This window comes from Agaribacillus sp. DX54, from assembly GCF_056858335.1.
Genome location: NZ_JBXEQE010000002.1, coordinates 258,761 through 281,554 on the forward strand (window position 1 = coordinate 258,761; position 22,794 = coordinate 281,554).

Here is a 22,794-nt window from a genome sequence, read left to right on the forward strand (position 1 = left end):
AATTATGAACCAGAAAATTAGAATAAAGCTTAAGTCCTACGATCACAACTTGGTAGACAAATCGTCTGAAAAGATTGTGCGAGCGGTGAAAACTACAGGAGCGGTTGTTAGCGGTCCTATTCCGTTGCCAACAGTGAAAGAAAAGTTTACGGTGCTGAGATCGCCCCATGTAAATAAAAAATCAAGAGAGCAATTTCAACTTTGCACATACAAGCGTTTGGTAGATATTTATTCCAATAGTACTAAAACTGTTGACGCTTTAATGAAGCTTGAACTGCCAAGCGGGGTGGATGTAGAGATCAAAGTTTAGTATACAAAGATTAAACCTGAAAAGAACCAATAATGACATTTTATTGGTTCTTTTTTTATTTTGTGATAGCCCTAAAAATTAGTGACATCTTGTTTGGTCACTGGCAATATTTTACTATCTTTGCAATCCTTTGCGGAAAGGCTGCAAAATTTTGAATTTTATTACAAGAGAAATAATTCAAATTACAATAAAGGAATGTCTGGAATAATTGGAAAAAAGATTGGAATGACTAGCGTTTTCGGTGCCGATGGACGAAATGTCGCATGCACAGTAGTGGAAGCTGGTCCTTGTGTCGTGACACAAGTAAAAGACGAGGACAAAGATGGTTACAGGGCCGTGCAGTTGGGGTATGGGGAGAAGAAGGAAAAACGGACTACGAAGGCGTTAAAAGGACATTTTGATAAGGCCAAAACCTCACCTAAGCGGGTACTGGCCGAATTCAGGGAATTTAGAGGAGAATTTGAAGGTGAAGTTGAGTTGGGGCAGGAAATAACCATAGATCAGATTTTTAAGGAGGGTGACTTTGTTGACGTGGTAGGTACTTCCAAAGGAAAAGGATTTCAAGGCGTAGTAAAGCGACATAATTTTAGAGGTGTCGGTGATGCCACACACGGTCAGCACAACCGTGAAAGGGCACCCGGTTCGATCGGAGGGGCTTCTTATCCGGCCAGGGTTTTCAAAGGAATGAGAATGGCCGGCAGAACCGGAGGCAATCGGGTTAAGCTGTTAAACCTGCGCGTCATGAAAATAATTCCTGCTCAAAATCTGATTCTGGTAAGTGGTTCTGTTCCGGGAGCAAATAATTCAACCGTAATTTTAGAGAAATAACAACATGGAGTTATCGGTAATAAAACATAGTGGTGAAGATACAGGCAGAAAGGTAAATCTGTCTGATACCGTTTTTGCTATCGAGCCAAACGACCACGCGATTTATCTTGATGTGAAACGATACCTGGCGAATCAAAGACAGGGAACCCATAAATCTAAAGAAAGATCTGAAATTTCGGGATCGACCAGAAAGATTAAAAGGCAAAAAGGTACAGGTACTGCCAGGGCAGGCAGTATCAAATCGCCCGTTTTCAGAGGTGGTGGAAGGGTATTTGGCCCCAGACCCAGGAACTATGGAATCAAGCTTAATAAAAAGCTGAAAGTGTTGGCAAGAAAATCAGCGCTGGGCTATAAAGCAAAAGATAACTGTATTTCGGTTTTAGAAGCTTTCACTTTTGAGGCGCCAAAGACCAAGGAATACCTCAAAATGCTTGAGGCATTATCGATGACCGATAAAAAGACGCTACTGGTTTTACCCGAAGCCAATAAAAATATTGCTTTTTCAGGTCGAAACCTGAAGAAAACCAAGGTTACTACAGCAGATCAATTAAATACTTACGATGTATTACATGCCGATAACCTGTTGTTGATTGAGGGCTCTATAGAAAAAATTGAAAATATATTGAGTTAATAACCATGAGTATTTTATTTAAGCCACTTGTCACTGAAAAGATTTCTACGCTGAATGAAAAGGGTAAATATGGTTTTTTGGTGGACAGGAAAGCCAACAAAATCGAAATTAAAAAGGCAGTGGAAAAAATGTACGGCGTCACTGTTGAAAGTGTGAATACCATGAATTACCAGGGAAAAAGAAAATCCCGGTACACCAGATCAGGCGTAATTTCAGGCAGAAAACCGTCTTTCAAGAAGGCAATCGTTTCGGTAGCTGAAGGTGAAGTAATCGATTTTTACAGTGGCGTTTAAATAAGCAATAAAAATGGCAGTTAAAAAATTAAGACCTGTAACTCCGGGCCAAAGATTCAGAGTTGCCCCTGGCTTCGACCAGATCACCAAGTCGACTCCTGAGAAGTCTTTGGTCAAAGGCACTATTAAATCAGGTGGTAGAAACAACCAGGGCAGGATGACCATGCGCTATATGGGAGGAGGTCATAAAAAGAAATTCAGGCTGATCGATTTTAAAAGAGATAAGTTCGATATCCCCGGAAAAGTTAAGAGTATTGAATATGATCCTATAAGGACAGCCAGAATTGCTTTAATCAGCTATGTAGATGGTGAAAAAAGATACATCATTGCCCCTAATGGTCTGGAAGTTGGCCAAACGGTAATATCTGGCGAAAATGTGGCGCCTGAAGTGGGAAACACACTTCCGCTGGCAAAAATTCCGCTGGGTACCATTATACATAATATTGAGTTAAATCCCGGTAAAGGAGCTGCTCTTGTAAGAAGTGCCGGGTCTTATGCACAGTTACTTGCCAGGGAGGGCAAATATGCGACCATTAAATTACCTAGTGGTGAAATGAGGATGGTGTTGGTTACATGTCTTGCGACGGTAGGTACTGTATCCAACAGCGACCATATGCTGGTAAGGCTCGGAAAAGCCGGAAGGAAGAGATGGCTGGGTAGAAGGCCCAGGGTAAGAGGTGTTGTAATGAATCCTGTAGATCACCCTATGGGTGGTGGTGAAGGAAGGGCTTCCGGAGGTCACCCCAGGTCAAGAAACGGATTGCTGGCCAAAGGTAAAAAAACCAGGTCACCTAAAAAGTATTCGAACAAGTTAATTATAAGCAAACGTAAGTAATGGCAAGATCAGTAAAGAAAGGTCCTTACATAGATTTCAGGCTGGAGAAAAAAGTAGATACGCTCAATGAGTCCGGAAAGAAATCGGTCATTAAAACATGGTCCAGAAGGTCTATGATTTCGCCGGATTTTGTTGGCCACACCTTTGCAGTGCATAATGGAAATAAGTTTATCCCTGTTTTTATTACCGAAAACATGGTGGGCCACAAGCTGGGGGAATTTGCCCCAACCAGAAATTTCAGAGGCCATATTTCTAAAAAGGACAAAGGCAAAAGATAATTACAAATGGAAGCTATCGCTAAACTAAGGAATGTACCTACTTCACCCCGCAAGATGAGAGTAATTGCTGATATGATCAGGGGAAAAAAGGTGAGTAGTGCATTAAGCATATTAAAATACGAACCCAAGCACGGCGCAGCTAAACTTGAAAAGCTGTTATTGTCTGCTATTTCCAATTGGGAGGCAAAAAATGAAGATCAAAGGCTGGAGGAAGCAGATCTTTACATTAAAAGTATAACTGTGGATAGTGGAAAGATCCTGAAAAGATTAAGACCCGCACCTCAGGGAAGGGCTCACCGGATAAGAAAACGATCCAATCATGTAACGATGGTCATAGATAGTCTGAATGAACCGGAAATTGCAGTTGAAGTTGAAGAGAGTGATGATACTAAATCTGATAATAAAGAATAGATAATGGGACAAAAAGTAAACCCTATTGGTTTAAGGTTAGGAATTATTCGAGGCTGGGATTCTAACTGGTATGGTGGCAAGACCTTTCCCGATAAATTGGTGGAAGATCATAAAATCAGACAATACGTCTATGCCAGAATCCCTAAGGGTGGCATTTCAAAAATTATTATCGAAAGGACACTTAAAAGGATCACCCTGACCATTCATACAGCACGTCCGGGCGTAGTTATTGGAAAAGGCGGTGCGGAGGTTGATAAAATTAAAGAGGAACTCAAAAAACTGACCGGCAAGGATGTGCAAATCAACATTTTTGAGATCAAACGGCCTGAACTGGACGCCAAGCTCGTCGGTGAGTCGATCGCCCAGCAGCTAAAAGCCAGAATTTCTTACAGAAGGGCCATGAAGCAAGCTATAGCTTCCACGATCCGGGTTGGTGCGCAGGGAATAAAAATTAAGGTTTCCGGTAGACTGGGAGGCGCTGAAATGGCGAGGTCGGAGCAATACAAGGAGGGGCGTATACCACTCCATACATTGCGCGCCGATATCGATTATGCTGTATCCGAAGCCGACACTGTATATGGTAAAATAGGCATTAAGGTTTGGATATTTAAGGGTGAAATATTTGGCAAAAGAGATCTTTCGCCCAACATAGGTATGACAGGAGGTAGTTCCTCCGGCGACCGAAGAAAAAGAGGTGACGGTGGCGGCAGAGGCGGCAGGAGAAAAAGAAGATAATCATTTTGGATGACTAAAAGCGGGATATAGTCCTGGCTGTAGAAGAAACATTATAGAAAAATGTTACAACCTAAAAGAACTAAATTCAGGAAAAAGCAAAAAGGCAGGGTCAAAGGACTTGCCCAAAGAGGACATACCTTGGCTTTTGGTACTTTTGGAATTAAATCTTTGGAACCGGCATGGATTACCAGCCGGCAAATCGAAGCTGCCCGTATTGCTGTAACGCGGCACATGAAAAGGCAGGGACAAGTATGGATCCGTATTTTTCCTGATAAACCTGTAACAAAAAAGCCTGCCGAGGTGAGAATGGGTAAAGGTAAAGGTGCCCCTGAATATTGGGTGGCGGTAGTGAAGCCCGGAACTATCATGTTTGAAGTAACCGGTGTAGCTACCGAGGAAGCCAAAGAGGGGCTGCGACTGGCAGCACAAAAGTTACCGGTCAAAACCAAGTTTGTGGTACGCAAGGATTACATTGAAAATTAATCGTAAAGATGAAAAATCCGGAGATAAAAGCATTAAGTATTGAAAATCTAAATGAGCGTATTGCTACTGAGCAGGAAAACTATCAGAAACTGAAGTTTGCCCATGCAATTTCGCCCATTGAAAATCCAATGAAAATCAGGGAGACCAGAAGACTAATTGCCAGGTTGAAAACTGAGTTAATGTCCAAACAACAAGAAAATCTTAAAGTTGATGGAAACTAGAAACCTTAGAAAAGAAAGAGTAGGAAAGGTTGTTAGCAACAAAATGAATAAAGGCATTACCGTTGCTGTCCAAAGAAAAGTGAAACACCCTATTTACGGTAAGTTTATTGGAAAGACAACCAAATTCATGGCTCATGACGAAAAGAATGAGTGCGGAGTTGGAGATATGGTTAAAATCATGGAAACACGTCCCCTGAGCAAAAATAAACGGTGGAGATTAGTTGAAATTATTGAAAGAGCTGAATAATCATGATACAACAAGAATCCAGATTGAGTGTGGCCGATAACAGCGGGGCAAAAGAAGTTTTATGTATCCGTGTTTTGGGTGGTACGCGAAAAAGATATGCTTCCATTGGAGATACTATTATGGTGACTGTTAAAAGTGCTCTGTCTTCCAGTAGTCTTAAAAAGGGAACAATTTCAAAAGCAGTAGTTGTAAGGACCAAAAAAGAAGTGCGGAGAAAAGATGGTTCCTATATCAGGTTTGAAGATAATGCGGCCGTTTTGCTAAATCCTAATAATGAACCCAGAGGAACGAGGATTTTTGGCCCTGTCGCCAGGGAATTGCGCGAAAAGCAATTCATGAAAATTGTTTCATTGGCCCCTGAAGTGTTATAGAAATGAAAAGGAAAAAGAATAAGCAGCCAAAGTTGCATGTCAGAAAAGGTGATACTGTCAAGATTATCGCAGGAAATGACAAAGGCAAAAGTGGTAAAATATTAGAGGTAATTACTAGTAAAAACCGGGCCATAGTAGAAGGTGCCAATATTGTGGTCAAACACGTGAAACCTTCTGCCGACAACCCTAATGGCGGCATTGAACGAACCGAGGCTTCCATCCATTTGAGCAATCTGATGTTGATTGACGGGGCTACCGGCGAACCGACAAGGATTGGAAGAAAGCTAAACGAAGCAGGTAAGTTGCAGAGATATTCTAAGAAAACAGGAGAATTTATCAAAAATGGCTAATCCACGACTTAAAGCTAAATACAATAAGGAGATCATACCGGCATTGAAAGAGAAGTTTCAGTACAAGTCTGTTATGCAGGTACCCAAACTGGAGAAGATCAGCATTAACAAAGGCATCGGTGCGGCAGTGGCTGACAAGAAACTGGTTGATGCTGGTATTGAAGAACTGGGTATTATCACAGGCCAAAAGGCAGTTCCCACCATTGCTAAAAACTCGGTTTCAAATTTTAAGTTGAGAGAAGGAATGCCCATTGGGGCCAGGGTTACCCTCAGAGGTGATAAAATGTTTGAATTCCTTGACAGGCTCATGTCAGTAGCTTTACCCAGGGTGCGTGATTTCAGAGGGATCAGTGACAAAGGATTCGATGGAAGGGGTAATTATACACTTGGCGTAAAAGAGCAAATAATATTTCCTGAAATAAGTATAGATAAGGTTACACGTATTTCAGGAATGAATATCACATTTGTTACCTCAGCAAACACTGATGAGGAAAGTTATGAATTGTTAAAGGCATTTGGTTTGCCTTTCTCAAATAGAAAATAGTTAGTATGGCAAGAAAATCTGTAATAGCAAGAGAAAGAAAAAGAGAAAAGCTGGTTGCAAAATATGCAAAGAAAAGGGCAGCATTAAAAGCTGCGGGAGACTATGAAGGCCTGGATAAGTTACCCAGGAATGCATCTCCGGTAAGGCTGCATAATAGATGCCGCCTGACAGGCCGTCCCAAGGGATACATGAGAAAGTTCGGGATCTCGCGGGTAACATTCAGGGAAATGGCATCAGAGGGCAAAATTCCAGGCATAACTAAATCAAGCTGGTAAAATTTGTTTTCTATTTTTTTTGTCAAAAAAGTTCTGTAATTTTGCAGGCCTCTTTTCAGGCAAGTAAAGAATATTATAATAATGAATACCGATCCGATATCAGACTATTTAACAAGGTTAAGAAACGCCATAAAGGCGAATCATAGAATCGTTGAGATTCCGGCCTCCAATATAAAGAAGGAAATAACGAAGGTTCTTTACGACAAAGGGTATATTCAGAATTACAAATTTGATGATGCTGCCTCGGTGCAGGGAACCATCAAAATTGCATTAAAGTATGATCCTAACACCAAAACACCCGCAATTTTTAATCTGGAAAGGGCCAGTAAGCCAGGATTAAGAAAATACGCCAAGGCGGATTCGTTGCCAAGGGTGCTAAATGGCATGGGTGTTGCGATTCTCTCTACTTCCAAAGGCGTAATCACCGATAAAGAGGCAAGGGAACAACATGTTGGCGGAGAAGTGTTGTGTTACGTATATTAACAGAGTAAAAGAAATGTCACGAATAGGAAAAAAACCGATAACAATAACAGAGGGGATAGCCATTGAGGTAAGCCCTGAGAACCTTGTTACCGTAAAAGGACCCAAGGGTGAGTTATCATTATCGGTTGACCCTGATATAAAGGTAAGTATCACTGACAGCCAACTGTCTTTAGAGAGGCCCACTGAACAGAAAAGACACAAGTCACTGCACGGGTTGTACCGGTCACTGATTAATAATATGGTTGTAGGTGTCTCTGAAGGGTATAAAAAGGAATTAGAGTTGGTAGGTGTAGGTTACAAAGCCTCCGCCCAGGGTAATGTATTGGAATTAAGTCTGGGCTACTCTCACAGCATATTTTTCATGGTGCCCGAGGAGATAAAAGTTAGTGCACAGACTGCGAAAGGAAAAAGTCCGGTGGTCACTTTGGAAGGTATTGACAAAGAATTAATTGGTGAGGTGGCAGCCAAATTAAGATCCCTGAGGAAAGTTGAACCCTACAAAGGAAAGGGTATAAGGTTTGTTGGTGAGCAAATTAGAAGAAAAGCGGGTAAAACTGCAGCTAAATAATACGTAGATGGCTATATCAAAATATCAACGAAGGTTAAGAATAAGAAGAAGCATCCGCAAAAAAATCAGCGGTGAGGCAGATAACCCGCGTTTGTCTGTGTACAAAAGCAATACTGCCATTTATGCGCAACTTATTGACGATACAAAAGGACATACCCTGGTTCATGCTTCATCTGTAGAGTTATCTGAGGACAAGAAAAAAAATATAAACATTGATGACTCCAAAAAAGTAGGTCTTAGTTTAGCCGAAAGGGCCAAAGCCGGTGGTATTGAAAAAGTTGTATTCGATAGAAGTGGTTACCGATATCATGGAAAAGTAAAAGCTTTGGCGGAAGGTGCCAGGGAAGGGGGGCTTAAATTTTAAATTATTATGTCTCAAACAAACATACGATCTGTAAAAGCTAGTGAAATAGACCTCAAGGAAAGAGTAGTAGCTATTAAAAGGGTGGCCAAGGTAGTTAAAGGTGGTAGAAGATTTAGCTTTTCTGCCATTGTGGTGGTTGGTGATTTGAATGGCGTCATTGGGTATGGTCTGGGAAAAGCTAATGAGGTAACCAACGCTATTACCAAAGGCATTGATGATGCAAAGAAAAACCTGGTGAAAGTACCTGTATTGCATGGAACGGTTCCTCACCAGGAAATTGGAAAATATGGAGGAGGTTTGGTATTGATCAAACCAGCGGCTCCGGGAACCGGTGTAATTGCGGGTGGTGCCATGCGCGCTGTGTTGGAAAGTGCCGGAATAAAAGATGTACTGGCAAAATCAAAAGGTTCTTCTAACCCCCATAACGTGGTGAAAGCTACCTTTGATGCTTTGACCAGGATGCGTGATGCCTACACAGTGGCGCAGCACAGGGGAGTAGCATTGACTAAAGTTTTTAACGGATAAAGGAAATGGCAAAGGTAAGAATCACCCAGGTACGAAGTGTAATTAACAGACCCAAGAAGCAGAAACTAACGATACAAGCATTGGGTTTGGGAAAAATTAACAGAAGTGTGGAGGTCGAGAAAACGCCACAAATCGCCGGAATGATTAATAAAGTAAACCATTTGGTTTCGGTAACGGAATTATAAAAAGATGAAATTAAATACTTTAAAACCAGCAACTGGTTCTGTTAAAAAGCGAAAAAGAGTTGGCCGGGGCCAGGGCTCAGGTAGGGGGGGAACCTCGACAAGAGGACATAAAGGTGCTAAATCCAGATCAGGTTATAGCCAGAAGGCCGGATTTGAAGGAGGACAAATGCCATTACAACGGCGTGTTCCTAAATTTGGATTTAAAAACCCAAACCGTGTTGAATACAAACCTATCAATCTGGATGCCATCCAGCAACTGGTCGATAAATTTAATACTGCTGCCATTGATGTGGATTTCCTCCGGGAACACGGGATGGCAGGAAAAAAGGATTTGGTTAAAATCCTTGGCAGGGGAGAATTGAAAGCAAAAGTTGATATAACTGTTCACGCTTTTTCTGCATCTGCGGTGTCGGCCATTGAAAAGGCTGGCGGAAAAGCAACAACCCTTTAATACATGAAGCGATTTATAACCACCATAAAGAATATATTTGCCATTGAGGAGCTAAGGGTAAGAATAATCAATACCCTGGGATTTCTTTTGATTTTCCGATTAGGATCCTACGTGGTATTACCTGGTGTGGACTCCAGCCAGTTGGAAGATGCTCAGGGTATTTTTGGCTTACTCGATGTTTTCTTAGGTGGTGCTTTTAGCAGGGCTTCAATTTTTGCTTTGGGTATAATGCCCTATATCTCTGCTTCGATTGTACTGCAGCTACTGACTGTAGCCGTGCCCTACTTTCAAAAAATGCAAAAAGAGGGCGAGTCAGGTAGGAAGAAAATAACCCAAATCACTCGTGTACTTACTATTGCCATTACACTGGCCCAGGGTACCGGTTATCTGGCTGCTACCATTCAGCCAGAGGCTATCATGATTGATCCTGCTTTGTTTAGAATATCAGCAATGATTATCCTTACGGCAGGGACCATATTCTGTATGTGGCTGGGAGAAAAAATCACAGATAAGGGGATAGGTAATGGAATTTCCATGCTGATTATGATCGGTATTATTGCAGGACTGCCCGGTGAACTTTTGTTTGAAGCCTCTTCGAAAGGAATGAGCGGAGCCCTGTTGTTTATTATCGAAATTCTTGCTTTGTATTTTGTGGTTATGGGTGTGGTGATGCTGACACAGGCCACCAGAAGGGTTCCGGTACAATATGCCAAGCAGGTAGTTGGAAAGAAAGTTTATGGTGGGCAAAGGCAGTATATCCCGCTCAAGGTAAATTCCTCCGGTGTAATGCCTATCATCTTTGCCCAGTCACTCATGTTTTTACCGGCTATGATTGCCAGCATCTGGTCAGATACCAGTGACCTCGCCATTTACATAGGAAATACATTCAGTAATATATTATCATGGCAATATAATTTGGTTTTTGCCATCATGATAATTCTGTTTACATTCTTTTATACGGCAATTACGGTCAACCCTAACCAGATTGCAGATGACATGAAACGAAATGGTGGATTCATTCCAGGTATAAAACCCGGAAAGCAGACATCGGAATTCATAGATAATATTTTGTCCAAAATTACATTGCCGGGTTCTTTTTTCCTGGCAATCGTAGCCATCCTGCCGACCTTTGCTACTTTAGCCGGTGTAAGCCAGGGATTTTCACAGTTTTATGGCGGAACTTCCCTCCTGATTATGGTAGGTGTAATTTTGGATACGCTACAGCAGATTGAAAGTTACTTATTAATGAGACATTATGAAGGAATGATGAAGTCGGGTAAGATAAAGGGAAGGTCTCAAAATGCTGCCGTAGCATAATTGTAATGGTCCATTATAAAACGGATAGTGAGATTGATACAATCAGGGAAGGTGCTGTAATATTGGGAAAGACACATGGTGAAGTTGCCAGGTTGATTAAGCCTGGCATTAAAACCATAGAACTTGATCGAATCGCTGAAGAGTTTATCCGGGATCATGGAGGAAAACCTTCCTTTAAAGGTTACAACGGTTTTCCCTACACCCTCTGTATTTCTGTGAACGAAAACGTTGTTCATGGATTTCCAGGGGATTATCAGTTAGTTGAAGGCGACATACTTTCGATAGACTGTGGCGTTTTTTATAAAGGCTTTCATAGTGATTCAGCATATACCTATCCGGTGGGTAAGGTAAGTGGAGGGGTAAATGATTTGCTGAAGGTGACTAAAGAGTCACTGTACATAGGCATTGAGGCATCCAGGTGTGGCCAAAGGATTGGAGACGTAGGTTTTGCTATCCAAAATCATGTCGAATCACATGGTTACTCAGTGGTTAGAGAGTTGGTAGGGCATGGCGTTGGCAAGAATCTGCACGAGTCCCCTGAAGTGCCAAATTTTGGAAAAAGAGGGAAAGGTATGAAACTTAAAAGTGGATTAGTGATAGCCATTGAACCCATGGTGAATATAGGGAAAAGAAATGTCGTGCAGGAGGCAGATGGTTGGACAATCAGGACAAAAGACCGTTTACCATCGGCACATTATGAGCATACAATTGCGATTTTCAATGACAGAACCGAAATTTTAACAACGCATCAATATATAGAAGAGGTTTACAGTTTTTAATATGGCAAAACAGGCATCTATCGAACAAGACGGAACAATCGTTGAGGCATTATCGAATGCGATGTTTCGTGTGGAATTAGAAAACGGGCATAGAGTAATTGCTCATATTTCTGGAAAAATGAGGATGCACTATATTAAGATATTGCCGGGTGATAAGGTAAAACTTGAAATGTCACCCTACGATTTAACTAAAGGAAGAATAGTATACCGATATAAATAATAGTCATGAAGGTTAAAGCATCCGTAAAAAAGCGAAGCAATGACTGTAAAGTCATCAGAAGAAAAGGAAAAGTTTATGTCATTAACAAAAAGAATCCCCGTTTTAAGCAGAGACAGGGGTAATTTTGTCACTTTATTTCACAATTACGAGCATATAATTACTATAGATATCAAATAATATGGCTAGAATTTCAGGAGTAGATATTCCAGGCAACAAAAGAGGGGAAATAGCCCTTACCTACATCTTTGGTATTGGCCGGAGCTCCGCCCGGAAGATCCTTACCAAAGCAGGTATCGACTACGATAAAAAGGTGGATGATTGGTCTGATGAAGAGTCCAATAAGGTAAGATCGATTATATCTGAGGAAGAATTCAAGGTGGAAGGGGTACTTAAATCGGAAGTGCAATTGAGTATCAAGCGGTTGTTGGACATTGGCTGTTACAGGGGACTTAGGCACAGAAAGGGACTTCCTGTAAGAGGCCAAAAAACCAAAAACAACGCCCGTACAAGAAAAGGTAAGAGGAAAACGGTTGCGAACAAAAAGAAGGCTACTAAATAGAACTTTAATGTTCCGGTATTAAAAGTGAACCATCTCCGGGTACATTTTAATTTGGAACGCACAGTAAATAATAAATACAAATGGCTCAAAAGCGTAAAGATAAGAGTAAAAAAAGGGTTGTGGTGGTTGAACCAATCGGTCAGGCGCATATAAAGGCGACTTTTAACAACATCATTATCTCAATGACCAATGCCTCGGGACAGGTGATCTCCTGGGCGTCGGCCGGAAAGATGGGCTTTAAAGGTTCCAAGAAAAACACACCCTATGCGGCACAAATGGCAGCATCTAATTGTGCCCAGGCAGCTTATGATCTTGGATTGAGAAAAGTCGAAGTATTTGTGAAAGGGCCGGGAGCCGGCAGGGAATCGGCCATCAGGACTATCCAGAATACCGGCATTGAGGTGACCGCAATTAAAGATGTTACCCCGCTGCCTCACAATGGATGTCGCCCCCCTAAAAGAAGAAGAGTTTAGATAACAAAACTAATGTCTGGCATCGACAGGCATTATCCTTAAAACGATAGTATAAAATGGCAAGATACACAGGTCCGAAGGCAAAGATAGCCAGAAGATTTAATGATCCGATTTTTGGTCCTAGTAAGGCCGTTCAAAAGAAAAGTTATCCTCCCGGCCAGCACGGTAAGGGAAGAAGAAGAAAACAATCGGAATACGCGCTACAATTAAGTGCTAAGCAAAAAGCTAAGTATACCTATGGTGTTTTGGAAAAACAATTTGCCAATTTGTTTGACAAAGCCAGTAGAAAAGAAGGTATTACCGGCGTTGTTTTATTACAATTGCTGGAATCCAGATTGGATAATACTGTTTTTAGATTGGGCATTGCCCCCACCAGAAGAGCAGCCAGACAATTGGTGCTGCACAAGCATATATTGGTTAATGGCCATGTAGTGAATATAGCTTCTTATTCCTTAAAACCCGGCGACATTGTGGGTGTCAGAGAAAAATCCAAATCCCTGGAGGTTATTTCAGATAGCCTGGCTGGAAGGGCGAACCGCCGGTTCTCCTGGTTGGAATGGGATGGCAGTGCGATGGCCGGAAAGTTTGTAAGCTTGCCTGAAAGGGAGGATATTCCGGAGAACATCCAGGAACAACTTATCGTTGAACTTTACTCGAAATAGGAATCTCGAATTTAACTAAATCAAAATAGTTGGGAATTGTGAATTGCTTGCAATACTCAATACATATAAAAAATTTAAATAGGAAATAAATATGTCTATACTAGCATTTCAGATGCCCGAAAAGGTTGTAATGGAAAAGGCTGATGATTTTCATGGTCTTTTTACCTTTAAACCCCTCGAGAGAGGATACGGGGTTACCATTGGCAATGCGTTGAGAAGGATTTTACTTTCTTCATTGGAAGGATATGCCATTACCGGAATAAAGATCCCAGGTGTATTGCACGAATTTTCTACCATTGAGGGCGTGGTGGAGGATGTGTCGGAGATTATCCTGAACTTGAAAATGGTTAGATTCAGAAAGGTATCCGAGGTAGTGGACAGCAAAATCTCTATTTCCATTAAAAATAAGCAGGAATTGACCGCCGGTGACATTTCTGAATTTACCTCTTCTTTTGAAATCCTTAATCCTGAGCTGGTCATTTGTTCGTTGGATGAAGCCACTGAACTGGAATTGGAACTGGTGGTAGAAAAGGGCAGAGGATATTTGCCTGCCGAAGAAAATAAACCCTCGGAGCAGGTCTTCGGTTTCATCCCGGTAGATGCCATTTTTACACCTATCAAAAATGTGAAATATAGTGTTGAAAACACCAGGGTGGAACAGAAAACAGACTACGAAAAATTAATTATTGATATAGAAACAGACGGATCGATTCATCCTGAAAACGCCTTAAAAGGCGCTGCCAATATTCTGATACAGCACTTCATGCTGTTCTCAGACCAGAATATGATTCTTGAAACTGCCGACATGGGTGAGCCTGACGCAGTGGATGAAGAAATGCTGCATATGAGAAAGTTGCTGAAGACCCCTCTCAACGATCTGGATCTCTCAGTAAGGGCTTACAACTGTTTAAAAGCCGCTGATGTCAGAACCCTCGGTGATCTGGCGCAACTGGAGATTTCTGATATGATGAAATTCAGAAACTTTGGTAAAAAGTCACTGGCAGAACTGGAACAGTTGATCGCAGAAAAGAATCTAACCTTCGGAATGGATCTGTCGAAGTATAAACTTGAGGAGGACTAGACAATGAGACATGGGAAAAAGATTAATCACCTGGGAAGGACGGCTTCGCACCGGAAAGCGATGTTGTCAAATATGGCTTCCTCGCTGATACTAAATAAACGAATTTCCACGACTGTGGCTAAGGCTAAAGCATTGAGGAAGTATGTTGAACCCCTTATGACAAAGGCTAAAGATGATACTACCCATTCAAGGCGTATAGTGTTTTCATATCTTAACAACAAAGAGTCGGTGAAAATACTGTTTGATGAAGTAGCAGAAAAAATAGCTGCCAGGCCAGGGGGATATACCAGAATCATAAAAACCGGAACAAGGTTAGGTGACAATGCCGAGATGTGCATCATGGAACTGGTAGACTATAATGAATTACTGCTGAAAGAGGCAAAACCAGCCAAATCCAAAAGAAGAAGCAGAAGAGGTGGAAAATCTAAAAAGGCCGCTGCAGAAGCAACTACTGCACCTGCGGCTGTTGAAACTGCCGAAGATGTGGTGGAGGAAGTAGCCGGTGACCAGGTCGAAACAGCAGGTCAGGAAGTCGTTGATCAGGAACCGGCGGAGACCAAAGCCGGAGCAGTTGCTGAAGCCGCAGAAGATACTACGGTAGAAGAGGTAGTTGAAGAAACTCCTGAAGCGTCTGATAACCAGGGGTCCACGGCGGCAGAAGAAAACGTGGTTGAGGCGGAAAGTGGAGAAGCCTCCGACACGGAAGACACAAACGATACTGCCAGGGCTGACGCCGGGGAGGCGGTTGAAAGCCCGGAAGTGGCTGAAACTTCCCGGGAAGCGTCACCTGAACAATCGCCTTCTGCAGAAAGTAAGGATGAAGCAAAGGACGACGAAGGAGGAAATGAGGATACCACCGAAGACGACAAAGAAAAGTAATTGAGAAATTTACAAAAAATAGGAAAAGGGATTAGACATTTGTTTAATCCCTTTTTTTATTGTTGAAAATATTTAAAATTTGCAGAGCAATAAATAACCTTCAAACGTTTACATGTGTCCTAATGAAATATCATAAAAAAAATCCTGCCAAAATATTATTGCAAGACGGAACAATTTTCCACGGGGTTTCAATCGGAAAGAAAGGAACTGCAGGAGGGGAAATATGTTTTAATACCGGCATGACCGGGTACCAGGAAATTTATACCGACCCTTCTTATTTTGGACAAATCATTGTCAATACCCATTCGCATATCGGTAACTACGGGACCTTGGAAAGGGAGCAAGAATCCGATACTCCTAAAATTAATGGGGTGATTATCAACAGCTTTTCTGACGACTTCAGCAGAATACAGGCTGATTCCTCTCTGCAGACATACCTGGAAGAGGCTGGTATTGTCGGTGTTGCAGAGGTGGATACACGTAAAATTGTCCGTCATATCAGGGATAAAGGTGCCATGAATGTGATTATTTCATCAGAAATAGAAGATGAAGGTGATTTGCAAAAAGCCCTGGATAAAGTTCCTCTGATGGAGGGTTTGGAACTGGCCTCTCAGGTAAGTACCAAAGACGCTTATACAGTGGGGGATGAGTCCGGGATCAAAATTGCAGCACTTGACCTCGGTATCAAAAGCAATATTTTGAACAGCCTTGTTGAAAGAGGGTGTCATGTGAAAGTCTTTCCCGCCCGCACTTCCTTTGAGGAAATATCCACTTGGGGAGCAGATGGCTATTTTATATCCAATGGTCCTGGTGATCCTGCTGCCATGGATTATGCTATCACTACTGTGGCTGCCCTACTGGAAGAAGATCAGCCGCTTTTCGGTATTTGCCTGGGGCATCAGATTATAGCCCTTGCCTGTGGGGTTTCTACCTACAAAATGCATCATGGCCATAGAGGTATTAACCATCCGGTCAAAAACCTGGAAACAGGCAGAGGAGAGATAACCTCTCAAAACCATGGCTTTGGGGTGAGCGAAGAATCCATCAAAGATTCGGACAAAATTACTGTAACACATATGAATCTTAACGATCACACGATAGAAGGCATTAGAATAAAAGGAAAAAAGGCATTTTCGGTACAATACCACCCCGAGTCATCGCCTGGCCCTCATGATTCCCGTTACCTTTTTGACGAATTTATCAATCTTATAAAAAATAACTAACCAATTTACAATGAGTTTAATCGAAAGCGTTTATGCAAGACAAATCCTTGACTCGCGAGGAAACCCTACAGTAGAAGTTGATGTTGTCACAATGAATAAGGTTATCGGTAGGGCAGCGGTGCCTTCGGGTGCGTCTACCGGGATTCATGAGGCAGTAGAATTGAGAGATGCTGACAAAGCGGTTTTTATGGGAAAAGGGGTATTAAAGGCTGTGGAGCATGTCAACACCATCATTGCGGAAGCATTATTGGGATATTCTGTGTTCGAGCAAAACCTGATTGACAAAATCATGATTGATTTAGATGGTACAGAAAACAAGTCAAAGTTAGGGGCCAATGCCATCCTGGGGGTATCCCTGGCAGCAGCCAAAGCCGCTGCTCAGGAGTCAGGTCAATCGTTGTTTAGATATGTAGGAGGTGTCAATGCAAATACTTTGCCCGTGCCCATGATAAACATTCTAAACGGCGGCAGCCATGCTGATAATTCTATCGACTTCCAGGAGTTTATGATTATGCCGACCAAAGCAGAGACATTCTCTGAGGCGATGCGTATGGGAACAGAGGTATTTCATCATCTGAAAGCGGTTTTGAAAAGTAAAGGAATGTCTACCAATGTTGGGGATGAAGGTGGGTTTGCCCCCAATTTGGGCTCTAATGTAGAAGCGGTTGAGGTGGTGCTACAAGCCATTGAACAGGCGGGTTACAGGCCCGGTGAGGACATTTTCCTCGCCTTAGATGCTGCCAGCTCTGAATTCTATGAAAAGGAAGATGGAATTTACCATCTGAAATGGTCCACCGGAGACAAACTGACCAGTGTCGAAATGGTAGACTTTTGGAAAGATTGGGTTGATAAATATCCGATTGTGTCTATAGAAGATGGTATGGATGAGGATGATTGGGATGGATGGAAGGCGCTTACAGAAAAAACCGGCGATAAGGTGCAGTTGGTGGGTGATGACCTTTTTGTCACTAATGTGAAAAGATTAAAAGATGGCATTGATAATAACATTGCGAATGCTATCTTAATCAAGCTCAATCAAATAGGTACGCTTACCGAAACCATTAATGCTGTGAATATGGCTTCCCGAAATAAATACAAAAGTGTCATATCGCACCGTTCAGGAGAAACTGAGGATACCACTATTGCCGATCTTGCCGTAGCACTGAATACCGGTCAGATTAAAACCGGGTCTGCCTCCCGCTCAGACAGAATGGCCAAATACAACCAATTGCTGAGAATCGAGGAAGAATTAGGGGAAACAGCTTACTTTCCGGGGCAAAACTTTTAAGTGGCACCCGGAAGAGGTAAACAACATTCTTTTTGATTATACCGTTAATTATTTAAAGTTGCTTTAAACATTTGGCACCATGTTGGACAGACTTCCCGGATTGCTCAAAAATTTTTACTTTTTGACTGGTATTTTGTTTTTGATTTTTATGTTCTTTATTTCAGATAGTAATCTGATAAGACAGTACCGATTAACCAAAAAGTTACGAACGCTGGAGCATGAAAAATCGTACTATACAGTTAAGATTAAGGAGGTAGAAAAAGACCGGTCTGAGCTGATGAGTGATGAGGCTTTGCTGGAAAAATTTGCCCGCGAAAAGTATCTGATGAAAAAAAAGAATGAGGATATTTATGTTATTGTGGAAGAGTAACAACCGGTGCACTATAAAGTTTCAGGCTCTGGAGTAGATACTCAGAGCTTTTTTATTTTTAAGGGTAAACCTCAATTGGATTGTATAATTAAAACAATAGGTAATGGGTGTTAAGAAAATCGGCATTAAATGGTGAAAAAGATAATCCTCACAGTATTAACAGCAATTGTTTCCTTTCAGGTGTACAGTCAAAAAGAATTTGATCCGATGGAAAGCTCTTCATTCTTTGACCGTGTATATGTTGGTGGCAATTTTTCATTAGAGTTTGGTGATTTCACTTTCGTGGATGTTTCGCCACTGGCTGGATATATGATTACCAATATGTTTTCCGCGGGGGTAGGTGTTACCTATCGCTACATCAGCTTCAGGGATTTTGATTTCGATACCAGTATTTATGGAGGCAGGGTATTTGCCCGCCACAACCTGGGCCAACAGTTTTTTCTGTATACCGAATATGAGAATTTAAGAAATGAACTGTTTTTTGCAGATGGCAGTGTGAGGGAATGGGTGCCGGGTTTTTTTGTAGGGGGAGGGCTTTTTCAGTCAATTGGCGGTGGACGAATGGGATTTGTTGCTACAGCATTATATAATTTTGCTTACGATCAAATAAGATCACCCTATAACAGCCCCTGGGTGTTTAGAGTGGGATTTACCTTATAAAAGAATAACCGAAACCGGCCTAATCGGCTAATCAGGCGATAGGTCCAAGCCGAATTTTTCTCCCAGTGTCCGGAGATCATTCACCACTGCCGGTAACAGGCTGATTCCTTCCTTTCTTCTGATTTCTTCCGAAATTCTCTCAGGATCCCCGGGGATGTACACACGTTCCCGGTCATTCACTGCCTTGGCTCCCCGGAATCTTTGAATCCAGTTATCCATGTGTTTTTTAAATTCATCAGCCGGCCTGAAAGCATCGATTCGCATGGCTCCTACAAAATGGCCTATGCCCTCACCTACAGGATCGTCGGCAACCGGGAGGAAACTTACAAAGGGAGGTACCCAGGGGCCATAATTCGCACCACTTAGTATGGCTGAGAAGATATCTACAATGGAACCCAGGCAGTATCCTTTATGGCTGCCATGCTCCCTGTCTCCACCCAGAGGTAATAAGGCTCCGCCCTGTTTCAGCTCACCCGGGTTGGTTGAGGGTAGTCCCTCCAAAGTTTGAACCCAGCCTAACGGGGCACTTTCCTGTTTACGTTGTAGTATTTCAAGCTTGCCATTAGCAGCGGTAGTCGTAGCAAAATCTGCGACAAAAGCAGGCTCTTTTTGCGCAGGAATGGCTACGGCAATGGGATTGGTACCCAAAAGTTTTTCTGTTGAGAACGTAGGGGCGACCAGCGGACTGGCATTTGTCATAGCCATACCGATCATATCGTATTGCAGTGCCATCATGGCATGGTAACCGGCAATCCCAAAGTGATTCGAATTTTTAATTGCTACCCATCCGGTGCCAACTTTATTGGCCTTTTGTATGGCTATCTCCATGGCTTTAGGGGCGACCACCAGGCCCAATCCCCGGTCACCATCTACCACCGCGGTACTTGGCGTTTCGTGAATTACCCTGATCTGAGGTTGGCTATTGATCCTGGCATTTTCCCACAATCTTACATAACCGGTCAACCTGGCTACCCCATGGGAGTCAACCCCCCTCATGTCGGCAGCCAGTAAAACCTCACTCGCCAGTTCAGCATGGCTGGCGTCGCATGCCATAGCTAAAAAAATATTTTTGGTAAATCCCTTTAAAGCGTCAAAAGAAAATTTAATCATAAGGCAATTATAAATGGCAAAAATAAAATAATATTCATTAATAACTCTTTTCCGGGGAGGGATATCATCAATGGTTGTTCAAACTATCCAGAATATTAAAAAGTACCCCCTCTTTCAATGAATAGGATGAAACCCTTATTTTATTCAGGTTGCAGTTTTGGGTGACAAAATCCACCAGAATCGAGGCCACGACAATCATATCCACACGCATTTCAATCATACCGGGAATAGCCATTCGCTCTTCTTTATTCTTACTGATGATGTCATTGTAGATTTCGTGAAAACTTTCCACAGACAAAGGCAGTTCGGTTTGTTCGTCTGTTTTTTTTATGCCGGCTTTGATCCGGTAGATATCGCTGAAAGTGTCAAATGAACCTGAAGCACCAACCAAGACTACGGGTTTAAACTTTATACATGCCCGGATCAGGCTCGAGAGGCGATCGATTAGAAACAGGTTTAAGTTTTCGATTTCCTCTTGAAGGATGGGGTCATGATAATGAAACAGATCCAGTAGTCTTTGTGCGCCGATTTCAAAACTTCCTTTCCAGAAAATACTGTTTTCATTACACAAAATAAACTCTACACTTCCACCCCCTATATCCATAATCAGGGAAGTTGTCCCGCCCAGTTTTACGGCCTTTTTTACAGCCCTGTAAATGTAACTGGCTTCCAAATCCCCTGAAATAATGGTGACTTCAATGCCTGTTTGCTGCCTGATTTTTTCAACGAGATCCCTACCGTTTTTTGCACTTCTGATAGCGCTGGTGGCCGTAGCGAATGTTTCGTCAACATGGTATTCATCTATGGTTTTTTTGAAACGCACCAGGGCATCCAGGGCCCTTTGCTGGGCCGAATCAGTAATGATCCCGTCATTAATTCCTCCCCTTCCTATTTTTACCGATAATTTTTCAGTGTGTAATACCTTCATGCCGTTGTCTGTAATTTCGGCTACAAGAATGTGAAAAGTATTAGTACCTAAATCAATAACGGCTATTTTTTTTGTCATTCTCGCATAAACTTTGCGCAAGATAATATATATTGTTAATCCCGGACATAATAATCATTTAAATATTCATTTAATTTCAGGAGGATTTTAAAAAGCGGATGCTTTTAAATTTATGATCTGCCTGCCTATATTTGAGTAACCGGAATTTATCTATATTGGACTGTAATTAGTTAATCGAGCATGAAACCACAAAACAACGTGAAAGCTAACCATCAAAGCTTAACCAAAAAGGAAAAAGTTGATTTATTAAAGACAAAAAAAGCGGAGGCTTTGTTGGGAGGAGGCCAGAAAAGGATAGATTCTCAACATAAAAAGGGGAAATTAACTGCCAGAGAAAGGATTCACCTGTTACTAGACCAGGACTCATTTGAGGAAATTGGCATGTTGGTTAAACACCGGGCTACCGATTTTGGCTTAGACAAAGAACATTACCTGGGTGATGGCGTGGTCACAGGTTATGGCACTATCGCAGGACGTCCTGTATATGTTTTTTCCCAGGATTTCACAGTTTTTGGAGGCTCACTATCCGAAACCCATGCCGAAAAGATTGTCAAAATCATGGATCTTGCCATGAAGAACGGTGTGCCAGTGATCGGTTTGAATGATTCAGGAGGGGCGAGAATCCAGGAAGGGGTCGTATCGCTGGCAGGTTATGCAGATATTTTTTATCGTAATACCCTGGCTTCGGGGGTTGTTCCCCAGATTTCGGCTATTATGGGCCCGTGTGCCGGTGGAGCGGTGTATTCACCTGCCATTACGGATTTCATTCTCATGGTAGAAAATACTTCCTATATGTTTGTAACAGGTCCCAATGTGGTAAAAACCGTGACTCAGGAAGACGTTACGGCAGAGGAGTTGGGCGGAGCCACCACGCACAGTACCAAGAGTGGAGTCACCCATTTTGCCTGCAGTAATGAAGTTGAGTGTCTCGATAACATCAAAAAGCTTCTAAGCTATATACCGCAAAACTGTGAGGATGATCCGCCATCAGTACATTATGAGTCCTCAGGTGATGAAAAAAGGCCGGTGTTGAATGATATCGTACCACAAAATCCCAACCAGCCTTACGACATGCGTACCGTTATCGAAGGCATTGTCGACGAAGATACTTTTTTGGAGGTACACAAAAATTTTGCTGAAAATATTGTCGTGGGGTTTGCCAGGCTTGGCGGCCGCAGTATTGGTATTGTAGGAAATCAGCCTGCCTCCCTGGCGGGTGTCCTTGATATTCAGGCCAGTACTAAAGCAGCTAGATTCGTGCGTTTTTGCGACTCATTTAACGTACCCCTGCTGGTACTGGAAGATGTGCCCGGGTTTTTACCAGGCACAGACCAGGAATGGAATGCCATTATCACCAACGGAGCCAAACTTCTGTATGCCTTTTGCGAGGCCACTGTGCCAAGGGTGACGGTTATTACCAGAAAAGCTTATGGCGGTGCTTATGACGTGATGAACTCAAAACACATCGGTGCGGATATGAATTACGCATGGCCTACTTCTGAGATAGCAGTTATGGGTGCTAAAGGGGCCTCTGAGATCATTTTCAAGAGGGAAATAGCCGCTGCCGATGACCCTCAGGAAAAGTTGCAGGAAAAAATTAATGCGTACACTGAAAAATTCGCCAACCCCTACCGTGCCGCAAACCGGGGTTACATCGATGAAGTAATCTTACCCGAAAATACCAGAAAGAAGTTAATATCGGCCTTTAAGATTTTGGAAAATAAAGTGGATCAATTACCCAGAAAAAAACATGGCAACATCCCTTTGTAAGTTTTAAAG

Annotated in this window: 36 protein-coding genes and 1 pseudogene; 35 read left to right on the plus strand and 2 right to left on the minus strand. The window is 42.3% G+C overall.

The window, feature by feature from the left end:
* Positions 1-4: 4 nt before the first annotated feature.
* The 34 genes and pseudogenes from rpsJ to AC04NP_RS03855 all read left to right on the plus strand — a co-directional run bounded on the left by rpsJ (position 5) and on the right by AC04NP_RS03855 (position 18,899).
* Positions 5-310 carry a 30S ribosomal protein S10 gene (gene rpsJ / locus AC04NP_RS03690; RefSeq protein WP_143399871.1) on the plus strand — a complete coding sequence of 102 codons (306 nt, stop codon included), beginning with the start codon at positions 5-7 and terminating at the stop codon, positions 308-310.
* Positions 311-505: 195 nt separating this feature from the next.
* Positions 506-1,138 (plus strand): 50S ribosomal protein L3, encoded by a 633-nt coding sequence (gene rplC / locus AC04NP_RS03695; RefSeq protein WP_482858082.1) that lies wholly within the window; start codon positions 506-508, stop codon positions 1,136-1,138.
* 4 nt (positions 1,139-1,142) lie between these two features.
* Positions 1,143-1,769: a 50S ribosomal protein L4 gene (rplD, locus tag AC04NP_RS03700; protein ID WP_482858084.1), complete on the plus strand. Its 627-nt coding sequence runs from the start codon at positions 1,143-1,145 to the stop codon at positions 1,767-1,769.
* Positions 1,770-1,774: 5 nt separating this feature from the next.
* Positions 1,775-2,062, plus strand: coding sequence for a 50S ribosomal protein L23 (rplW, locus tag AC04NP_RS03705; protein WP_482858085.1), 288 nt, complete (start codon positions 1,775-1,777; stop codon positions 2,060-2,062).
* A gap of 13 nt (positions 2,063-2,075) precedes the next feature.
* A complete protein-coding gene (gene rplB / locus AC04NP_RS03710) occupies positions 2,076-2,897 on the plus strand; it encodes a 50S ribosomal protein L2 (protein ID WP_482858086.1) in 822 nt (273 codons plus the stop codon).
* Entirely contained in the window at positions 2,897-3,175 is a 279-nt protein-coding gene (gene rpsS, locus AC04NP_RS03715) for a 30S ribosomal protein S19 (protein WP_482858087.1), read from the plus strand. The genes rplB and rpsS overlap by 1 nt, the downstream gene beginning before the upstream one ends.
* 6 nt (positions 3,176-3,181) lie before the next feature.
* On the plus strand, positions 3,182-3,586 hold the full coding sequence (rplV, locus tag AC04NP_RS03720; RefSeq protein WP_482858089.1) for a 50S ribosomal protein L22: 405 nt from the start codon (positions 3,182-3,184) through the stop codon (positions 3,584-3,586).
* A gap of 3 nt (positions 3,587-3,589) precedes the next feature.
* Positions 3,590-4,321, plus strand: a complete 732-nt coding sequence (rpsC, locus tag AC04NP_RS03725; RefSeq protein ID WP_482858091.1) for a 30S ribosomal protein S3 — start codon at positions 3,590-3,592, stop codon at positions 4,319-4,321.
* A gap of 60 nt (positions 4,322-4,381) precedes the next feature.
* Entirely contained in the window at positions 4,382-4,804 is a 423-nt protein-coding gene (gene rplP, locus AC04NP_RS03730; RefSeq protein ID WP_482858093.1) for a 50S ribosomal protein L16, read from the plus strand.
* An 8-nt stretch (positions 4,805-4,812) separates the two neighbouring features.
* Positions 4,813-5,025, plus strand: coding sequence for a 50S ribosomal protein L29 (gene rpmC, locus AC04NP_RS03735; RefSeq protein ID WP_482858095.1), 213 nt, complete (start codon positions 4,813-4,815; stop codon positions 5,023-5,025).
* Positions 5,015-5,272, plus strand: coding sequence for a 30S ribosomal protein S17 (rpsQ, locus tag AC04NP_RS03740; protein WP_482858096.1), 258 nt, complete (start codon positions 5,015-5,017; stop codon positions 5,270-5,272). Before rpmC ends, rpsQ begins: the two co-directional genes overlap by 11 nt.
* Before the next feature lie 2 nt (positions 5,273-5,274).
* Positions 5,275-5,643, plus strand: a complete 369-nt coding sequence (gene rplN, locus AC04NP_RS03745; protein WP_482858097.1) for a 50S ribosomal protein L14 — start codon at positions 5,275-5,277, stop codon at positions 5,641-5,643.
* Between the two features lie 2 nt (positions 5,644-5,645).
* Positions 5,646-5,993, plus strand: coding sequence for a 50S ribosomal protein L24 (rplX, locus tag AC04NP_RS03750; RefSeq protein WP_482858098.1), 348 nt, complete (start codon positions 5,646-5,648; stop codon positions 5,991-5,993).
* The gene (gene rplE / locus AC04NP_RS03755; RefSeq protein WP_482858099.1) at positions 5,986-6,537 is read left to right on the plus strand and encodes a 50S ribosomal protein L5; all 552 of its coding nucleotides are present in this window, start codon (positions 5,986-5,988) and stop codon (positions 6,535-6,537) included. Before rplX ends, rplE begins: the two co-directional genes overlap by 8 nt.
* 5 nt (positions 6,538-6,542) lie before the next feature.
* Positions 6,543-6,812, plus strand: coding sequence for a 30S ribosomal protein S14 (gene rpsN, locus AC04NP_RS03760; RefSeq protein WP_482858100.1), 270 nt, complete (start codon positions 6,543-6,545; stop codon positions 6,810-6,812).
* Positions 6,813-6,893: 81 nt separating this feature from the next.
* Positions 6,894-7,295 (plus strand): 30S ribosomal protein S8, encoded by a 402-nt coding sequence (gene rpsH, locus AC04NP_RS03765; RefSeq protein WP_482858101.1) that lies wholly within the window; start codon positions 6,894-6,896, stop codon positions 7,293-7,295.
* 13 nt (positions 7,296-7,308) lie between these two features.
* Positions 7,309-7,863: a 50S ribosomal protein L6 gene (rplF, locus tag AC04NP_RS03770; RefSeq protein WP_482858103.1), complete on the plus strand. Its 555-nt coding sequence runs from the start codon at positions 7,309-7,311 to the stop codon at positions 7,861-7,863.
* A gap of 7 nt (positions 7,864-7,870) precedes the next feature.
* On the plus strand, positions 7,871-8,227 hold the full coding sequence (gene rplR, locus AC04NP_RS03775; protein ID WP_482858105.1) for a 50S ribosomal protein L18: 357 nt from the start codon (positions 7,871-7,873) through the stop codon (positions 8,225-8,227).
* A 6-nt stretch (positions 8,228-8,233) separates the two neighbouring features.
* The gene (rpsE, locus tag AC04NP_RS03780; protein ID WP_482858107.1) at positions 8,234-8,752 is read left to right on the plus strand and encodes a 30S ribosomal protein S5; all 519 of its coding nucleotides are present in this window, start codon (positions 8,234-8,236) and stop codon (positions 8,750-8,752) included.
* Positions 8,753-8,757: 5 nt separating this feature from the next.
* A complete protein-coding gene (gene rpmD / locus AC04NP_RS03785) occupies positions 8,758-8,937 on the plus strand; it encodes a 50S ribosomal protein L30 (protein ID WP_482858109.1) in 180 nt (59 codons plus the stop codon).
* Between the two features lie 4 nt (positions 8,938-8,941).
* Positions 8,942-9,388: a 50S ribosomal protein L15 gene (gene rplO / locus AC04NP_RS03790; protein WP_482858111.1), complete on the plus strand. Its 447-nt coding sequence runs from the start codon at positions 8,942-8,944 to the stop codon at positions 9,386-9,388.
* 3 nt (positions 9,389-9,391) lie between these two features.
* Complete coding sequence (secY, locus tag AC04NP_RS03795; RefSeq protein ID WP_482858113.1) at positions 9,392-10,705, plus strand: preprotein translocase subunit SecY; 1,314 nt, start codon at positions 9,392-9,394, stop codon at positions 10,703-10,705.
* Between the two features lie 5 nt (positions 10,706-10,710).
* Positions 10,711-11,484, plus strand: coding sequence for a type I methionyl aminopeptidase (gene map, locus AC04NP_RS03800; RefSeq protein WP_482858114.1), 774 nt, complete (start codon positions 10,711-10,713; stop codon positions 11,482-11,484).
* Position 11,485: 1 nt separating this feature from the next.
* On the plus strand, positions 11,486-11,704 hold the full coding sequence (gene infA / locus AC04NP_RS03805) for a translation initiation factor IF-1 (protein ID WP_482858116.1): 219 nt from the start codon (positions 11,486-11,488) through the stop codon (positions 11,702-11,704).
* Between the two features lie 5 nt (positions 11,705-11,709).
* Positions 11,710-11,826, plus strand: coding sequence for a type B 50S ribosomal protein L36 (ykgO, locus tag AC04NP_RS03810; RefSeq protein WP_482858118.1), 117 nt, complete (start codon positions 11,710-11,712; stop codon positions 11,824-11,826).
* Positions 11,827-11,882: 56 nt separating this feature from the next.
* Complete coding sequence (gene rpsM / locus AC04NP_RS03815; RefSeq protein ID WP_482858120.1) at positions 11,883-12,263, plus strand: 30S ribosomal protein S13; 381 nt, start codon at positions 11,883-11,885, stop codon at positions 12,261-12,263.
* Between the two features lie 80 nt (positions 12,264-12,343).
* Positions 12,344-12,736: a 30S ribosomal protein S11 gene (rpsK, locus tag AC04NP_RS03820; protein ID WP_482858122.1), complete on the plus strand. Its 393-nt coding sequence runs from the start codon at positions 12,344-12,346 to the stop codon at positions 12,734-12,736.
* 56 nt (positions 12,737-12,792) lie between these two features.
* On the plus strand, positions 12,793-13,398 hold the full coding sequence (gene rpsD / locus AC04NP_RS03825) for a 30S ribosomal protein S4 (RefSeq protein ID WP_482858123.1): 606 nt from the start codon (positions 12,793-12,795) through the stop codon (positions 13,396-13,398).
* Positions 13,399-13,489: 91 nt separating this feature from the next.
* Entirely contained in the window at positions 13,490-14,479 is a 990-nt protein-coding gene (locus AC04NP_RS03830) for a DNA-directed RNA polymerase subunit alpha (RefSeq protein ID WP_482858125.1), read from the plus strand.
* A gap of 3 nt (positions 14,480-14,482) precedes the next feature.
* Positions 14,483-14,980 (plus strand): annotated as a pseudogene (rplQ, locus tag AC04NP_RS03835) (50S ribosomal protein L17); the annotation flags it as partial.
* A 500-nt stretch (positions 14,981-15,480) separates the two neighbouring features.
* Complete coding sequence (gene carA, locus AC04NP_RS03840) at positions 15,481-16,581, plus strand: glutamine-hydrolyzing carbamoyl-phosphate synthase small subunit (protein ID WP_482858126.1); 1,101 nt, start codon at positions 15,481-15,483, stop codon at positions 16,579-16,581.
* Between the two features lie 10 nt (positions 16,582-16,591).
* The gene (gene eno, locus AC04NP_RS03845) at positions 16,592-17,869 is read left to right on the plus strand and encodes a phosphopyruvate hydratase (RefSeq protein WP_482858127.1); all 1,278 of its coding nucleotides are present in this window, start codon (positions 16,592-16,594) and stop codon (positions 17,867-17,869) included.
* A 79-nt stretch (positions 17,870-17,948) separates the two neighbouring features.
* On the plus strand, positions 17,949-18,239 hold the full coding sequence (locus AC04NP_RS03850) for an FtsB family cell division protein (protein ID WP_482858128.1): 291 nt from the start codon (positions 17,949-17,951) through the stop codon (positions 18,237-18,239).
* Positions 18,240-18,368: 129 nt separating this feature from the next.
* Positions 18,369-18,899: a hypothetical protein gene (locus tag AC04NP_RS03855; protein ID WP_482858130.1), complete on the plus strand. Its 531-nt coding sequence runs from the start codon at positions 18,369-18,371 to the stop codon at positions 18,897-18,899.
* Between the two features lie 27 nt (positions 18,900-18,926).
* On the opposite strand, the gene AC04NP_RS03860 is transcribed toward AC04NP_RS03855, so the two are convergent.
* Positions 18,927-20,009 carry an Ldh family oxidoreductase gene (locus tag AC04NP_RS03860; RefSeq protein ID WP_482858131.1) on the minus strand — a complete coding sequence of 361 codons (1,083 nt, stop codon included), beginning with the start codon at positions 20,007-20,009 and terminating at the stop codon, positions 18,927-18,929.
* Between the two features lie 67 nt (positions 20,010-20,076).
* A complete protein-coding gene (locus tag AC04NP_RS03865; RefSeq protein ID WP_482858132.1) occupies positions 20,077-21,015 on the minus strand; it encodes a Ppx/GppA phosphatase family protein in 939 nt (312 codons plus the stop codon).
* A gap of 180 nt (positions 21,016-21,195) precedes the next feature.
* On the opposite strand from AC04NP_RS03865, the gene AC04NP_RS03870 reads away from it, so the two are divergent.
* Entirely contained in the window at positions 21,196-22,785 is a 1,590-nt protein-coding gene (locus tag AC04NP_RS03870) for an acyl-CoA carboxylase subunit beta (RefSeq protein WP_482858134.1), read from the plus strand.
* The last annotated feature ends 9 nt before the right edge of the window (positions 22,786-22,794 follow it).

Bases quoted from the DNA above. Each gene is read 5' to 3' on its own strand.
- rpsJ (WP_143399871.1), top strand. From the start codon at position 5: ATGAACCAGAAAATTAGAATAAAGCTTAAGTCCTACGATCACAACTTG.
- rplC (WP_482858082.1), top strand. From the start codon at position 506: ATGTCTGGAATAATTGGAAAAAAGATTGGAATGACTAGCGTTTTCGGT.
- rplD (WP_482858084.1), top strand. From the start codon at position 1,143: ATGGAGTTATCGGTAATAAAACATAGTGGTGAAGATACAGGCAGAAAG.
- rplW (WP_482858085.1), top strand. From the start codon at position 1,775: ATGAGTATTTTATTTAAGCCACTTGTCACTGAAAAGATTTCTACGCTG.
- rplB (WP_482858086.1), top strand. From the start codon at position 2,076: ATGGCAGTTAAAAAATTAAGACCTGTAACTCCGGGCCAAAGATTCAGA.
- rpsS (WP_482858087.1), top strand. From the start codon at position 2,897: ATGGCAAGATCAGTAAAGAAAGGTCCTTACATAGATTTCAGGCTGGAG.
- rplV (WP_482858089.1), top strand. From the start codon at position 3,182: ATGGAAGCTATCGCTAAACTAAGGAATGTACCTACTTCACCCCGCAAG.
- rpsC (WP_482858091.1), top strand. From the start codon at position 3,590: ATGGGACAAAAAGTAAACCCTATTGGTTTAAGGTTAGGAATTATTCGA.
- rplP (WP_482858093.1), top strand. From the start codon at position 4,382: ATGTTACAACCTAAAAGAACTAAATTCAGGAAAAAGCAAAAAGGCAGG.
- rpmC (WP_482858095.1), top strand. From the start codon at position 4,813: ATGAAAAATCCGGAGATAAAAGCATTAAGTATTGAAAATCTAAATGAG.
- rpsQ (WP_482858096.1), top strand. From the start codon at position 5,015: ATGGAAACTAGAAACCTTAGAAAAGAAAGAGTAGGAAAGGTTGTTAGC.
- rplN (WP_482858097.1), top strand. From the start codon at position 5,275: ATGATACAACAAGAATCCAGATTGAGTGTGGCCGATAACAGCGGGGCA.
- rplX (WP_482858098.1), top strand. From the start codon at position 5,646: ATGAAAAGGAAAAAGAATAAGCAGCCAAAGTTGCATGTCAGAAAAGGT.
- rplE (WP_482858099.1), top strand. From the start codon at position 5,986: ATGGCTAATCCACGACTTAAAGCTAAATACAATAAGGAGATCATACCG.
- rpsN (WP_482858100.1), top strand. From the start codon at position 6,543: ATGGCAAGAAAATCTGTAATAGCAAGAGAAAGAAAAAGAGAAAAGCTG.
- rpsH (WP_482858101.1), top strand. From the start codon at position 6,894: ATGAATACCGATCCGATATCAGACTATTTAACAAGGTTAAGAAACGCC.
- rplF (WP_482858103.1), top strand. From the start codon at position 7,309: ATGTCACGAATAGGAAAAAAACCGATAACAATAACAGAGGGGATAGCC.
- rplR (WP_482858105.1), top strand. From the start codon at position 7,871: ATGGCTATATCAAAATATCAACGAAGGTTAAGAATAAGAAGAAGCATC.
- rpsE (WP_482858107.1), top strand. From the start codon at position 8,234: ATGTCTCAAACAAACATACGATCTGTAAAAGCTAGTGAAATAGACCTC.
- rpmD (WP_482858109.1), top strand. From the start codon at position 8,758: ATGGCAAAGGTAAGAATCACCCAGGTACGAAGTGTAATTAACAGACCC.
- rplO (WP_482858111.1), top strand. From the start codon at position 8,942: ATGAAATTAAATACTTTAAAACCAGCAACTGGTTCTGTTAAAAAGCGA.
- secY (WP_482858113.1), top strand. From the start codon at position 9,392: ATGAAGCGATTTATAACCACCATAAAGAATATATTTGCCATTGAGGAG.
- map (WP_482858114.1), top strand. From the start codon at position 10,711: ATGGTCCATTATAAAACGGATAGTGAGATTGATACAATCAGGGAAGGT.
- infA (WP_482858116.1), top strand. From the start codon at position 11,486: ATGGCAAAACAGGCATCTATCGAACAAGACGGAACAATCGTTGAGGCA.
- ykgO (WP_482858118.1), top strand. From the start codon at position 11,710: ATGAAGGTTAAAGCATCCGTAAAAAAGCGAAGCAATGACTGTAAAGTC.
- rpsM (WP_482858120.1), top strand. From the start codon at position 11,883: ATGGCTAGAATTTCAGGAGTAGATATTCCAGGCAACAAAAGAGGGGAA.
- rpsK (WP_482858122.1), top strand. From the start codon at position 12,344: ATGGCTCAAAAGCGTAAAGATAAGAGTAAAAAAAGGGTTGTGGTGGTT.
- rpsD (WP_482858123.1), top strand. From the start codon at position 12,793: ATGGCAAGATACACAGGTCCGAAGGCAAAGATAGCCAGAAGATTTAAT.
- AC04NP_RS03830 (WP_482858125.1), top strand. From the start codon at position 13,490: ATGTCTATACTAGCATTTCAGATGCCCGAAAAGGTTGTAATGGAAAAG.
- carA (WP_482858126.1), top strand. From the start codon at position 15,481: ATGAAATATCATAAAAAAAATCCTGCCAAAATATTATTGCAAGACGGA.
- eno (WP_482858127.1), top strand. From the start codon at position 16,592: ATGAGTTTAATCGAAAGCGTTTATGCAAGACAAATCCTTGACTCGCGA.
- AC04NP_RS03850 (WP_482858128.1), top strand. From the start codon at position 17,949: ATGTTGGACAGACTTCCCGGATTGCTCAAAAATTTTTACTTTTTGACT.
- AC04NP_RS03855 (WP_482858130.1), top strand. From the start codon at position 18,369: ATGGTGAAAAAGATAATCCTCACAGTATTAACAGCAATTGTTTCCTTT.
- AC04NP_RS03860 (WP_482858131.1), bottom strand. From the start codon at position 20,009: ATGATTAAATTTTCTTTTGACGCTTTAAAGGGATTTACCAAAAATATT.
- AC04NP_RS03865 (WP_482858132.1), bottom strand. From the start codon at position 21,015: ATGACAAAAAAAATAGCCGTTATTGATTTAGGTACTAATACTTTTCAC.
- AC04NP_RS03870 (WP_482858134.1), top strand. From the start codon at position 21,196: ATGAAACCACAAAACAACGTGAAAGCTAACCATCAAAGCTTAACCAAA.